The sequence below is a fragment of the Enterococcus sp. E5-162 genome (assembly GCF_035725965.1).
Lineage (GTDB): Bacteria > Bacillota > Bacilli > Lactobacillales > Enterococcaceae > Enterococcus_B > Enterococcus_B lactis.
Map to the genome: position 1 here is coordinate 235,299 of NZ_JAPRFV010000002.1, position 12,541 is coordinate 247,839.

The 12,541-nt window shown below is 40.2% G+C and carries 9 protein-coding genes; 4 read left to right on the forward strand and 5 right to left on the reverse strand.

Going from position 1 to position 12,541, the window contains the following annotated elements; all coding sequences use genetic code 11:
- Positions 1-159 precede the first annotated feature (159 nt).
- Positions 160-1,983: an APC family permease gene (locus tag OZZ83_RS03265; RefSeq protein ID WP_002309748.1), complete on the forward strand. Its 1,824-nt coding sequence runs from the start codon at positions 160-162 to the stop codon at positions 1,981-1,983.
- Between the two features lie 97 nt (positions 1,984-2,080).
- Here OZZ83_RS03265 and OZZ83_RS03270 read toward each other — a convergent pair whose 3' ends face one another.
- The 4 genes from OZZ83_RS03270 to OZZ83_RS03285 are packed head-to-tail and all read right to left on the reverse strand — an operon-like array spanning position 2,081 to position 5,489.
- A complete protein-coding gene (locus OZZ83_RS03270) occupies positions 2,081-2,758 on the reverse strand; it encodes an ABC transporter permease (protein WP_278023411.1) in 678 nt (225 codons plus the stop codon).
- On the reverse strand, positions 2,755-3,672 hold the full coding sequence (locus OZZ83_RS03275; RefSeq protein ID WP_002335138.1) for an osmoprotectant ABC transporter substrate-binding protein: 918 nt from the start codon (positions 3,670-3,672) through the stop codon (positions 2,755-2,757). Before OZZ83_RS03275 ends, OZZ83_RS03270 begins: the two co-directional genes overlap by 4 nt.
- Positions 3,669-4,310, reverse strand: a complete 642-nt coding sequence (locus OZZ83_RS03280) for an ABC transporter permease (RefSeq protein ID WP_002345467.1) — start codon at positions 4,308-4,310, stop codon at positions 3,669-3,671. Before OZZ83_RS03280 ends, OZZ83_RS03275 begins: the two co-directional genes overlap by 4 nt.
- A gap of 3 nt (positions 4,311-4,313) precedes the next feature.
- Positions 4,314-5,489 (reverse strand): betaine/proline/choline family ABC transporter ATP-binding protein, encoded by a 1,176-nt coding sequence (locus tag OZZ83_RS03285; protein ID WP_002309744.1) that lies wholly within the window; start codon positions 5,487-5,489, stop codon positions 4,314-4,316.
- A 192-nt stretch (positions 5,490-5,681) separates the two neighbouring features.
- Here OZZ83_RS03285 and queA point away from each other — a divergent pair, with 192 nt between their 5' ends.
- The gene (queA, locus tag OZZ83_RS03290; protein ID WP_278023412.1) at positions 5,682-6,713 is read left to right on the forward strand and encodes a tRNA preQ1(34) S-adenosylmethionine ribosyltransferase-isomerase QueA; all 1,032 of its coding nucleotides are present in this window, start codon (positions 5,682-5,684) and stop codon (positions 6,711-6,713) included.
- Positions 6,714-7,576: 863 nt separating this feature from the next.
- The gene (locus tag OZZ83_RS03295; RefSeq protein ID WP_002309742.1) at positions 7,577-10,216 is read left to right on the forward strand and encodes a cation-translocating P-type ATPase; all 2,640 of its coding nucleotides are present in this window, start codon (positions 7,577-7,579) and stop codon (positions 10,214-10,216) included.
- A 228-nt stretch (positions 10,217-10,444) separates the two neighbouring features.
- Here the strand turns inward: OZZ83_RS03295 and OZZ83_RS03300 are convergent, their stop codons facing one another.
- Entirely contained in the window at positions 10,445-11,143 is a 699-nt protein-coding gene (locus OZZ83_RS03300) for a DUF975 family protein (RefSeq protein WP_002293400.1), read from the reverse strand.
- A 216-nt stretch (positions 11,144-11,359) separates the two neighbouring features.
- Here OZZ83_RS03300 and tgt point away from each other — a divergent pair, with 216 nt between their 5' ends.
- Positions 11,360-12,505 (forward strand): tRNA guanosine(34) transglycosylase Tgt, encoded by a 1,146-nt coding sequence (gene tgt / locus OZZ83_RS03305; protein ID WP_002294183.1) that lies wholly within the window; start codon positions 11,360-11,362, stop codon positions 12,503-12,505.
- The last annotated feature ends 36 nt before the right edge of the window (positions 12,506-12,541 follow it).

Consider the following 12,541-nt stretch of genomic DNA (forward strand, 5'->3'; position numbering starts at 1 on the left):
AGCGTTTGAAAAAGCGCTTGATATTTTTCTGTTTTTTTCCAATTATTTTCTTAAAGTTTATTGACTTTTAAGGTCAGTGAGCGTACTATAACATCTTGTTTACTATAAATTTTCGACTATCATACTTGAAGTAAAATTGCGTGTAAAGGAGTTTAAAAATTGGATTACTTAAAAAGGTTGTTAGTAGGTAAGCCTTTAAAATCTGCTGAAAATGATGAGCACAAATTAACCCGTTTTGCTGCTTTGGCATTATTGTCGTCTGATGCGTTATCATCTATTGCATATGGTACGGAACAAATCGTTGTTGTTTTAGTCGCTTTGTCTGCTGCAGCTATCTGGTATTCGCTGCCCATTGCCGCTTTTGTTATTATTTTATTGATTTCCTTAACGCTATCATATCGTCAAATCATCCATGCTTATCCTCATGGCGGTGGAGCATATGTCGTCAGCAGTGAGAATCTTGGGAAGAATGCGGGCTTGATTTCCGGTGGCTCTTTATTGATCGACTACATGTTGACGGTAGCAGTATCTGTCTCAGCAGGTGCTGAAGCAATCACATCAGCGGTCCCAGCATTATACGGGCATCAAGTTGCTATTTCTGTGACAATCGTTTTACTACTGATGATGCTGAATCTTCGTGGTCTGAGAGAATCTGCATCGTTCCTGTTATTTCCGGTGTACACATTTATCCTTGTAATCTCGTTGCTAATCGTTGTTGGGTTATATAATATCGTGACAGGTGCTGTGCCATTGCAAGCTACTGCGTTGCCAGGGGCGGTTGTTCCAGGGGTTTCTATCGCCTTGATTTTACGGGCATTTTCTTCTGGTTCCTCCTCTTTGACTGGGGTTGAGGCTATCAGTAATGCCGTACCATTCTTCAAAAAGCCAAGAGCCAAAAATGCCGCTGCTACATTGACGATGATGGCCTTGATCTTAGGTTTCTTCTTCGTTGGAATCACATTTATCAATTATTGGTATGGAATCGTTCCAGAAAAAGAAGTCACTGTTTTGTCTCAAATCGGTAAAGCTGTCTTTGGACATGGTATTTTGTATTACGTCCTTCAATTTGCTACAGCGCTGATTTTAGCCGTTGCTGCCAATACCGGTTTTTCTGCTTTTCCAGTTCTTGCATACAATTTGGCAAAAGATAAATTCATGCCCCACATGTATCAAGATCGTGGGGATCGACTAGGCTATTCCAATGGGATTATCACACTAGCGCTAGGTTCAATCGTGTTGCTGTTTATTTTCCATGGCTCAACAGAACGCTTGATTCCGTTATACTCTATCGGCGTGTTCATTCCATTTGCTTTATCTCAAACAGGGATGGTCGTCAAATGGAAAAAAGAAGGAAAAAGATGGTTAAGCAAATCGATTGCCAATATTACAGGTGCGTTCATCTCATATGCAATCATTGCGATTTTGTTCGTCTATCGGTTAGGGGACATTTGGCCTTTCTTCATCATCATGCCAATCGTTATGTTCATTTTTTATAAGATCCATGATCATTATAAAAAAGTGGCAGAACAGCTTCGTTTAGAAAATGATGCAAAACTACATGACTATGACGGAAATACCGTTCTTGTATTAGTTGGGAATGTGACACGGGTGAATATCGGTGCGTTGAATTACGCACGTTCGATCGGTGATTATGTCGTTGCAATGCATGTTTCGCTAGACGAAGATGTCGAAAAAGAAAAAGAAATCGAAGCAGAATTTAAAAAGCATTTCCCAGATGTCCGTTTCTCAATCGTCCATTCTTCTTATCGCTCGATTGAAAATCCGATTATCCGGTATGTAGATATCGTAAGTAAAAATGCAGCGAAACAAAACTATACAACTACTGTGCTGATTCCTCAATTTGTACCAAACAGACGTTGGCAGAATATTCTCCATAACCAAACAAGTTTGCGGTTAAGATTGCGGTTGTCTTGGCGTGAAAATATCGTTATCAGCACCTATAGTTACCATTTGAAGAAATAAGTCCATCAAGAATCTGGGACACAAAGTAGTTTATTGAATATCATTTAAATAAAAAAGGTCGTAGCGCTCAAGCGCTACGACCTTTTTTTGTCTTGATTCATTCTGTCTGCGATTTTTTTGAAGCAGGATCTAGCCGTTTTTCCAAAATACCTAAAAGCCAGTCTGTGATGATCGCCATTAATGCAGTTGGCAATGCACCGGCTAAAATAATCGATGTGCCATCTGTTGCATTGGTTCCTCGGATAATGATATCTCCAAGACCACCAGCACCGACGAATGCACCAATCGCGGTTATCCCGATGGCAACAACTAGCGCGTTTCTTATGCCTGCCATGATAACAGAAACAGAGAGTGGTAACTCTACCATGAACAGCCGTTGTCTAGCAGTCATCCCCATGCCTTTGCCGACATCCAGGATATTTTTGTCTACTTGGATCATCCCGGTGTACGTATTCTTGATAATGGGTAATAGGGAATATAAAAATACAGTAACAATCACGACATTGACTCCTAGACCTAATCCAATAATCAGAATGGAGATCATGGCTAAGGAAGGAGTCGTCTGGATGATATTCGCCAAACGAATCACCCAGTTTGCTAATTTACGTCTCCTAGAAATCATGATCCCGACCGGAATCCCGACAACTGCTGCAAAGAGGACACCATAGATAGAAATCAGGAAGTGACGGATAAATTGTGCAAAGATATAGGAGCCATTTTCCTGGAAATAATAGAAAAATTGTTGAAAGACATTCATTTTATCCAATTGCTTCACTTCCCTTCAAAATAGTGGTTTTCTTGTAAGAAACGTTGTGCTACTACTGATGGTTCCACTAGATTATTATCTGCTTCGTAGTTCAATTCCTGCATTTTTTCCGTACTGATGGTATGACCTAACTTATTTAAGGCTTCTTTTAAATGAGGCGTATCAGCTAATACCTTGTTGTCTACAACTGGAGCAGCATCATATGGTGGGAAGAATTGACGATCATCTTCCAACATGACTAGATCATAACTGGCGATCCGTCCATCTGTAGAGTAGCCAAGAACAATATCCATTTTACCTGCTTCGACTGCATCGTAAACAAGTCCAATCTGCATAGGTAAGATCGAATTAAAAGAGAAACCATAAGTTTCCTGGAAGCCGTCGTAACCGTCTCCTTTACGATTGATCCAAGAAGTATCTACACCAGCTACTAATTCATCCGCTACATTTTTCAGATCACTGACTTTAGATAGATGGTATTTTTGTGCGGTGTCTTTTCGAACAAGAAAGACATACGTATTTTCAAAACCATAGGATGGGAACCACGTTTGGTCATATCTTTTCTCAAATTCATCTTTCACGATTTCAAAAGCTTTTTTCGGATCTTTTTCAGGAGGAAGATTCAATGTAGTGGTTAAATCTGTTCCTGTGTAGCGAGCTGCTGAAATCGAAGCATCTCCGTTCATCATCGCTTGGTGGTTGATAGTTGTAGTAGCGAGATTGTTGATGATCGCTGTGTTTTTATCTGTATAGTGTTCAACCATCCCGGCAACTAGGCTTGCTAAGATCTGAGCTTCAGAAGTGATCCCACCTGTGATCGAGATGGTGTCTTCATCTGTATTGCTGGCAAGTCCAGGGAAGGAACAACTTGCAAGTATAAGAAGAGAGAAAAGAACCATAGTCATTTTTAGTATACGTTTCATTCTTCATTCTCCTCTCTAAGTGCGATCGGTGTCAGCCGGCGTTCCAAGAGACCTAGAAGCCAATCAGCCAACAGAGCTAAAATCGTTACAGGGATCGTACCTGCCAAAATGAGATCTGGTTGGTAATTATTCAGTCCACTAAAAATCAAATCACCTAAACCACCAGCCCCGATATAAGAGGCAAGGGTAGCCCATGCAATCACGTAAACAGCAGCTAAACGAATGCCGGCCATGATCGTTGGCATAGCAATAGGCAGTTCGACGGAAAAAATGGATTGGAACTCAGTCATTCCCATCCCTTTTGCCACATCCCGATAATTCCAATCGACATTTTTCATCCCGATATACGTATTTCGTAGAATTGGCAATAATGAATAAATAAAGAGAGCGATGATCGCAGGTAATTTACCTACGCCAAATAGCGGGATCATCAATGCCAATAAAGCAAGAGAAGGGATTGTTTGCAAGGCGCTGGTTAAACCAATCACAATCGTAGCAGCTTTCGGAAAACGTGTCAGTAAGACACCAAGCGGTACAGCAATGATGATACCAATGATCAAAGCAAGTCCTGAAATATAAAGATGTTCAAAACCTTTTGAGAGAATTTCTGAACCGTGCTGATGAAAAAACTGCTGCATAGGTCAGACCTCCTTAGATTCTTCAGGAGTAGCTGACTCTGCAACATCAGTAGTTGCGGGGTCTTCTCCCCAAATCACATCGTAGACGATATCCACTAATGATGCGCGAGTCAAGATACCTACGACTTTGTTCTGTTCATCAACGACCGGCACGTATTTCAGCCCGCGTTTTAAAATGCGTTGCAAGGTATCACGAAGATAAGCGGATTTTTTTACGTAAAAAACATGTTTATTCAAAATGTCGCCTACACTGGATACTTTTCCTCGTTTTTTATTCAACGTTTCTACATCGATAAATCCTTTTAATACATTCGAATTATCAGTAACTAACAACGTATCTACACGTTTTTCCCTCATCAGTTTGATTGCTTCTTGTAATGATTTTTCCGGTGTAATCGTGATTGCTGTATTTAGCATAACTTCTCCGACTCTTGTCGCATTTGGTTTTGCTTGTAGTAAGCGATCTTCTCCAATCAACTCTTCTACGAAATCGTTTGCAGGATGACGTAAAATATTTTCTGGTGTATCGAATTGGATCACACGACCTTCACTCATGATGGCGATACGGCTTGCTAGTTTAATCGCTTCATCCATGTCATGGGTTACAAATACGATCGTTTTTCCCAAGCGCTCTTGTAAATCTTTGACAAGGTCTTGCAAAGAATCGCGAGTGATGGGGTCAAGCGCACCGAATGGCTCGTCCATCAAGATGATATCTTGATTCGCTGCAAGGGCACGAACGACTCCAATACGCTGCTGCTGACCACCAGATAATTCATGTGGGTAGCGATCTAACATCTCACGGGGCAATTCCACAAGATCAATCATTTTTTCAGCTGTTTTATTCCGTTCTTCTTGACTGACTTTCAACAATTTTTGGACAAGAGTGATATTTTCACGGATCGTCATGTGAGGCATCAATCCAATACTTTGGATAACATAGCCTATCTGACGTCGCAATTCCACTGGATCAATTTCTTGGATGGATTTTCCATCAATCAAAATTTTCCCTTGTGTTGGATCAGTCATTCGGTTGATCATCCGCATTGTCGTCGTTTTTCCGCTCCCGCTCGTACCGATAAAACAAATGAACTCACCCTTTTCAAATGAAAGATTGACGTCCTCTACAGCAACTTTCCCACCTTTATAAATCTTTGACACATTTTGAAATTCAATCATGGTGCCACCTCTTTTTCTATTTTCAATGAAGAACTATCTATTACTAGTATGCCTAAAACAATAAAAAAATACAAATAGGGTAGTTTTTTTATTTAGGGAAATAAAAAGCTAGGATAAAAATGTGCTGATTTTGCCAACAGAACGAAAAACATGATAGAATGATGAAGCACATGATAGAAAGTGAGTGACGATATGTTAACAACAGAAGATTTTGATTTTGACTTGCCGGAAGAGTTGATCGCACAAACACCATTAAAAGACCGCGATCATTCTCGTTTACTTGTTTTGGATCGGAAAACTGGAGAAATGAAAGACAAGCATTTCCATGAAATCATTGAAGAATTACATCCTGGTGATGCGCTAGTCATGAATAATACACGAGTTCTGCCTGCTCGTTTATATGGAGAAAAACCAGATACTGGTGCTCATTTAGAAGTCCTTCTTCTAACGAATACAGAAGGAGATACGTGGGAGACATTGATCAAACCTGCGAAACGTGCCAAAGTTGGGACAAGAATCTCTTTTGGTGATGGCAGATTGCAAGCAGTAGTGAAAGAAGAATTGGAACACGGCGGACGGATCATTGACTTTGAGTATGAAGGAATTTTTCTAGAGATTCTTGAATCGTTGGGAGAAATGCCATTGCCTCCATATATCAAAGAACGTCTGGAAGACCCAGATCGCTATCAAACTGTCTATGCGAAAGAAAATGGTTCTGCTGCAGCACCAACAGCGGGTTTGCATTTTACGAAAGAACTGCTTGATGAGATCGAAGCAAAGGGTGTTGAATTAGTATATCTGACACTACACGTAGGGTTAGGCACATTCCGTCCTGTCAGCGTAGATAAGATCGAAGAACACCATATGCATAGTGAATTCTACCGTTTGACGGAAGAAGCAGCTGAGCGATTGAACCAAGTACGTAAAAACGGCGGGAAAATCGTGGCTGTCGGAACGACTTCGATTCGAACATTAGAAACGATTGGAACGAAATTCAATGGAGAAATCAAAGCAGACAGTGGATGGACCGATATTTTCATCACACCTGGCTATGGATTCAAAGTGGTGGAAGCTTTTTCAACCAATTTTCATTTGCCAAAATCAACTTTAGTCATGTTAGTAAGTGCTTTTGCCGGAAGAGAATTGACATTATCTGCTTATCAGCACGCGATTGACGAGCGCTATCGTTTCTTTAGTTTCGGAGATGCGATGTTCGTGAAATAAGACTGGTTAGAACGATCGTACTCTGAGTATGAAAAAGTCAAGAATATCTCCGTAAAAACAAAAAAAGCTGCCGATTTTTTAACTGGCAGCTTTTTTCGATGCTTCTATTCGCAGATAATTATACAGTTGCGTTTCTGCTTTGAAACACGTGTTATTACTAGAAACTTCATTAACGAGTAATAACATTGAAGAAGTTAAGAACTATCTTTATGATACACCAACTTTTCAGCGACAATCGATCAATTTTTGTATGAAAAATGTAGTAAGATGCAAGTTAAAAGATAAGAAAAATGCGTACAAATAAGAAAAAGCCGAGCTCTCGATAAGCTCGGCTTTCTTGTATCTCGGAAGGATTCAAATAAACAGAAATGATTGTAACTTTCCATCATACATGCAAAGCACGGTGTTGAATTTCTTCATGTTAAACAAAAATTTTGTTTTCGTTACATCTTCAACATTTGAAACATCTCTTGTTCCTATTCAATTTTCAGACGTTTACGTTATTCAATTGTTACGTATCGCATTACTTCTTGTTTCGGATACTTCGTGATCCAAACATCCATACGCATTCACTATTTATAGGTTTGTACTCTACACGCATGTCTGGGTGAAACCTGTACTTCTAACAACTTTGTTTGCTTAGACTGTTCTATCGAGAAATTCTTCTGTTTATTTGATGGTATCCTCCTTCCTTACATCTATATAATAGCATCTTTTGGTAGCGTTTGCAAATATAAGTGCTTTGGATTTTATGCTTTCTTAACAAATAATCAATAAGCCCTTTGGTTGAAGTAATTAAAAAAAGGATGTTATAGTAAAATTAGTACCTTTTTTTGTACGAAGATTTTAAAGGAGGAAATAGGATGGAAGAATACAAGCAGACAATAGAAGAAGTAAGGAAGGTAACGGAAACAGATCCAGATACTGGGTTGTCTTCACAAGAAGTGGATGAACGACGAAAAAAGCAGGGATTGAATAAATTCGATGAGGTACCAAAAGAATCAATGATCAAAAAATTCTTTCGAAGCTTGTCGGATTTTACAACGATCGTACTTCTTATAGCAGCGATGATTTCCTTTTATACTGCATTTGCTACAGAGCATGGAGATTTATTTGAAGGACTGCTGATCATCGCTATCGTTGTGATCAACTCGGTATTGTCAATCGTCCAAGAAGGAAACGCAGAAAAAGCACTGGAATCCTTGCAAGATATGAATAAACAAACGGCAACTGTCATACGTGATGGCAAAGTGACCACTGTTGAGTCAGAGCAACTGGTGGTTGGTGATATTCTTGTTTTAGAGTCCGGTGATGCTATTTCTGCCGATGCCCGTTTGATCGAAGCATCCCAATTACGTGTAGAAGAATCGGTGCTGACTGGAGAAAGTGAAGCAGTCGAAAAAGATGCAGCATTCGTCGCAAAAGAAGATGAGTCATTAGGTGACCAACTTAATATGGTATTTAAAGGGTGTACGGTTGTTGCAGGTCGTGGGAAAGCCATCGTCACGGCTATTGGTATGGCTACTGAAATGGGTAAGATCGCGGATCTTTTGAACGAAAACACCATGCAAAAGACACCTTTACAGGTCCGGTTGAATCAGCTAGGCAAACGAATCAGTATGATCGCTTTAGCGGCTGCGGCTTTAGTATTTGTGATTGGTGAATTACAAGGAGAACCACTCCTTGAAATGTTCATGACTTCGATTTCCTTGGCTGTTGCAGCTGTACCGGAAACCTTGACTGTTATTGTTACGTTGACACTTGCATACGGTGTGCAGAAGATGGCGAGGAAACATGCGATTATCCGGCAGCTACCAGCAGTAGAGACGCTAGGAACTGCTAATGTTATCTGCTCAGACAAAACAGGAACGCTGACACAAAATGAAATGCGCGTCCGCCGAGTCTGGAGCAAAGACGATGAAGTAACGAATATCGAAGACTCAATGACGAACAGCGCGATGGAAATATTGAAAATGGCCGCACTATGTACAGATGTGACGGTCGAACAAGAAGATGACGACCTTGTTATCAAAGGTAATCCAACAGAGGTAGCCATCGTCAGGGCTGTTGAAGAGAATTATCATACAAAAGCAGAATTAGAAGAAAAATATCCACGAGTAAACGAGCTTCCTTTTGATTCTGAACGAAAAATGATGACAACGGTTCATCAAATGGGCGAAAAATACATCTCAATCACCAAGGGAGCATTCGATGTTCTGGCTCCGCGCTTTAGTTCAGGCGATGTAGAACAAGCAGCAATTGTTAATGATCGCTTTGGTAAACGGGCACTGAGAGTGATTGCTGTTGGTTATGCTACTTATGACGAAGAACCGCAAGATATTTCTTCTGAAGCATTGGAAAAAGACTTACGTTTGATTGGCCTGATCGGAATGATCGATCCACCACGTCCAGAAAGTAAAGGAGCAATCAAGCGAGCGAAAAAGGCCGGCATCAAAACAGTCATGATCACTGGAGATCATGTGGTAACTGCCAGTGCCATAGCGAAAGAATTAGGTATCTTGAATGATCCGTCAGAAGCACTCTCAGGATCAGAACTGCATCAATTATCAGACGAAGAATTAGATGCGCGTGTCAAAGCTCTCTCTGTCTATGCTCGGGTAACGCCAGAAGACAAGATCCGGATCGTCAAATCTTGGCAACGTACGGGTGCAGTCGTAGCGATGACTGGTGATGGTGTGAATGATGCACCAGCGTTGAAAGCAAGTAACGTCGGATGTGCTATGGGGATCACAGGGACAGACGTGGCGCAAAGTGCCGCAGATATGATTCTGACGGATGACAACTTTGCGACGATCGTCGATGCTGTCAGTCAAGGACGCTCGGTTTATCAGAATATTCGTAAAGCAATCAACTTTTTGCTAAGTTGCAACATTTCGGAGATTTTTATTGTTTTGATTGCGATGCTGTTAGGTTGGGGCGCACCATTCACAGCTGTACAGTTACTGTTTGTCAATGTAGTTGCCGATGGACTTCCAGGATTTGCTTTAGGAAGAGAACCAGCAGAACACGGCATCATGGATCAGCCTCCTATTCCGAAAAACGAAGGGATCTTTGCTCGAGGCTTATTGCAAAAAATCGCCATAAACGCAGGGGTCTTCACCATCGTAACTTTGTTTGGTTATTATTTAGGTAGTTATGTCGATACTATCAGCCCATGGGTAGACGCAAGTCAACATGTCGGTCAAACAGTTGCATTCTTGATCTTAGCTTACTCATCAATTTTGCATGTGTTCAATGTACGCAGCAGTCAATCGATCTTCAAAGTCAATTTAGCAACAAATAAAGCGTTGTTTGAAATGGCGTTACTGGCATTAGCTATTACAACGGCTGTTGCTTTGCTGCCGTTTACGCAAGAACTATTCGGCCTAGTACACATCAGTTTGAATCACTGGTTCTTGGTAGGGATTTTGTCTATCGTACCAATCGCGGTCAATGAACTGATCAAGTTCCACCGATTGCCGGAAGCAGAAGAAGAGGAATGATCAACTGTTTCTAAGTTGATTTTCTTTTTACTGGAACTATACAAAAAAGGAGGCGTGACATGAATGTTGTCACACCTCCTTTTTTGCTAATAGGCTGAATGTTTCTTTTACTGCCTCTTGATAAACGGTGTTCTCCTGCCAACCCTTCGGTCACAAGTCACGATATTCATCAAACATGAGAAACTGTTTTTTGTGACTCGGAATTAAACGGCAGGCTCACACTCTCTTTTAAATATCTTTTGGCAATTGTTCATAAAATGCTGCTTTTGTTGCAGAAATGTATGGGCTGAGCCATAGATAACCGATACCAGCAGTTGCTAATGCTAAGATATGCCAGCCGATAAATGAAAGATCTAACCAGAAAAGTTTTCCTTTGTAACCATCCATCAATTTTCGACTTGCGGTGATCGTATCCAGTACTTTAGGCGTTTGACCTGTTTCTTGGACGATATCATAATAGATAAAATAGCTTTGAGAATAAGAATAGCTTTTAATGATTCCAGGAATAACTAATAACAAACCCCATAATGTTGTAAAGATTGAAATCAACACAGCTAAACCGATCACTCCGCCGATAAACAAACCTTTGAATCCACGAAATGCATCTTTGAATGGTTCAATCTGATCTTTTTGACCACGTAAAACATCAAGATAAGTCCAAGAAATACCACTCATGAACAAAGCGCTGATAATGCTAGAAATAATTCCACCACCACCTCCTGAACTACCGCTTCCTGATGCCATCGCATCTGAGACGTTCGCTGATCCATCATATGTGGCAATAGCAAACAAGATAATAGGAATCATAATAAGAAGAATAGCAACAATACCAATCAATGTAGGGATTAGATTTAATAAAACAGCTTGACCCCACCGACCTTTTAAACTCTCTTTTGCTTGGCGTTTTAATTCTGCAGAAGATTGCATGATTTTCCCCTCCTTTCTTTCATAAAACCAATATACCATGTATCAAAAAATATTTCTGTCATAATGTTTTTTTCTTTTTTGTTATTCATGAAAAAAAGATAAAAAAAAGAATATTAAATAAAGTAGAAGGAAGCCGAGGGAACTTGCAAAAAGCACTTGAAACGATTATGATGGTGGGAGTTGTCAAGATATTTTATATAGAAAGTAGGGAAATGAATGACGCAACCTGCCATTCGCTATCGTTTAATCAAGAAAGAAAAACACACTGGCGCGCGTTTAGGGGAATTGATCACGCCACACGGAACTTTTCCCACACCAATGTTCATGCCAGTAGGAACATTAGCTACAGTAAAAACAATGTCCCCAGAAGAGTTGAAAGAAATGGGTGCTGGCGTTATTTTAAGTAATACATATCATTTATGGCTACGCCCTGGTGAAGACTTAGTAGAAGAAGCTGGCGGACTGCATAAATTTATGAACTGGGATCAACCGATTTTAACAGATTCAGGCGGCTTTCAAGTTTTTTCATTAAGTGATATGCGGAATATCGAAGAAGAAGGCGTGCATTTCAAAAACCACTTGAACGGTTCGCGTATGTTTTTATCACCAGAAAAAGCAATCAACATACAAAATAAATTGGGCTCTGATATCATGATGAGTTTTGACGAATGTCCACCATTCGATGAAAGTTACGACTACGTGAAAAAATCAGTAGAACGTACGTCTCGATGGGCAGAACGAGGATTGAAAGCTCATGCTAACCCAGACCGTCAAGGATTATTTGGAATCATCCAAGGCGCAGGATTTGAAGATCTTCGTCGTCAAAGCGCGAAAGATCTAGTCGGCATGGATTTCCCTGGTTACTCAATCGGCGGATTATCTGTCGGGGAACCTAAATCAGAAATGAATCGTGTATTAGAATTCACTACACCGTTGATTCCCGAAAACAAACCACGTTACTTGATGGGTGTCGGTGCTGCTGATTCATTGATTGATGGTGTTATCCGTGGAGTAGACATGTTTGACTGTGTCTTGCCTACTCGAATCGCTCGAAATGGCACATGCATGACTTCTCAAGGCCGTCTAGTAGTGAAAAATGCGAAATATGCCCATGATTTCCGTCCAATTGATGAGAAATGTGATTGTTACACATGTAAAAACTATACACGTGCCTATATCCGCCATTTGATCAAATGTGATGAAACATTTGGCATTCGTTTGACTTCTTACCATAATTTATACTTCTTGTTGAATTTAATGAAACAAGTACGTCAAGCGATCATGGATGATAATTTGCTTGAATTTAGAGAAGCCTTTTTTGAAGAATACGGGTTCAATAAAGAAAACGCAAAAAGTTTCTAAAGGAAAATCTTTTAAAAATTAAGTAAAAAACTAGTG